Origin of the sequence: Aquabacterium sp. UBA2148 (genome assembly GCF_002328915.1) — a bacterium.
Lineage (GTDB): Bacteria > Pseudomonadota > Gammaproteobacteria > Burkholderiales > Burkholderiaceae_C > Aquabacterium > Aquabacterium parvum.
Genome location: NZ_DCXA01000034.1, coordinates 8,789 through 9,126 on the forward strand (window position 1 = coordinate 8,789; position 338 = coordinate 9,126).

General features: G+C 69.5%; 1 pseudogene. It reads left to right on the forward strand.

Features of this window, described 5'->3' with window-relative positions:
- Positions 1-249, forward strand: a pseudogene (locus tag B2W70_RS01960) (glutathione synthase); the annotation flags it as partial.
- Between the last annotated feature and the right edge of the window lie 89 nt (positions 250-338).

The window sequence follows — 338 nt, forward strand, 5'->3', positions numbered from 1 at the left end:
GGCAACCTGGCGGCCGGCGGCAAGGGCGTGGCCCAACCGCTGAGCGCTTCCGACCTGGCGATTGCCGAGCACCTGGGCCCCATCCTGGCGGCGCGCGGCCTGCTGCTGGTGGGTCTGGACATCATCGGCGACCGGCTCACCGAGATCAACGTGACCAGCCCGACGTGCTTCCAGGAAATCACCGATCAGACCGGCTTCAACGTGGCGCAGCGATTCATCGACGCGCTGGAGGCCAAGCTGGCAGGCTGACCTTGTGCCGCCAGGTGAAATCGGCCCGGGCCCCTCGGCTGCGGGCCCGACAAGGCCCCAAGCCCCACCATGGCAGACAGCGACACGCC